The sequence below is a fragment of the Streptomyces bicolor genome (assembly GCF_000719285.1).
In the GTDB taxonomy this organism is placed as follows: domain Bacteria; phylum Actinomycetota; class Actinomycetes; order Streptomycetales; family Streptomycetaceae; genus Streptomyces; species Streptomyces bicolor.
This window is the reverse complement of record NZ_JOFS01000114.1, coordinates 1-494: the sequence shown is the minus strand read 5'-3', so window position 1 is coordinate 494 and position 494 is coordinate 1. Positions and strand designations below refer to the sequence as shown.

At 69.2% G+C, this 494-nt stretch carries 1 protein-coding gene; it reads right to left on the bottom strand.

Going from position 1 to position 494, the window contains the following annotated elements; translation table 11 throughout:
• Nucleotides 1–494, bottom strand: a 494-nt coding sequence (locus IF78_RS44695; RefSeq protein WP_037642994.1) for a condensation domain-containing protein, incomplete at both ends; no start/stop codon positions are given.

The window sequence follows — 494 nt, the reverse complement described above, 5'->3', positions numbered from 1 at the left end:
AACGGGATGTCCTGGTGGGAGTAGGCGGCCAGGTCGGTTTCGCGGGTGCGGGCCAGGAGTTCGCGGAACGTGGGGTCGCCGGAGGTGTCGTTGCGCAGGACGAGGGTGTTGACGAAGAAGCCGACGAGGTCGTCCAGTGCTTCGTCGGTGCGTCCGGCGACGGGGGTTCCCAGGGGGATGTCCGAGCCCGCGCCCAGCCGGCTGAGCAGGGTGGCGAGGGCGGCCTGGAGCACCATGAACAGCGTGGTGTTGGTTTCCTGGGCCAGGCCGAGGAGTGCGCGGTGGAGGTCGGCGTCGATCCGGATCGGGACGGTGTCGCCGCGGTAGTCGGCGATCTTCGGCCGGGGGCGGTCGAAGGGCAGCTCGAGCTGGTCGGGTATTCCGTCCAGGGCCCGCTTCCAGAAGGCGAGCTGCTTGTTCGCCAAGGAGTCGGGGTCGGCTTCCGTGCCGAGGAGTTCGTGCAGCCACAGGGTGTAGTCGGCGTACTGCACCGG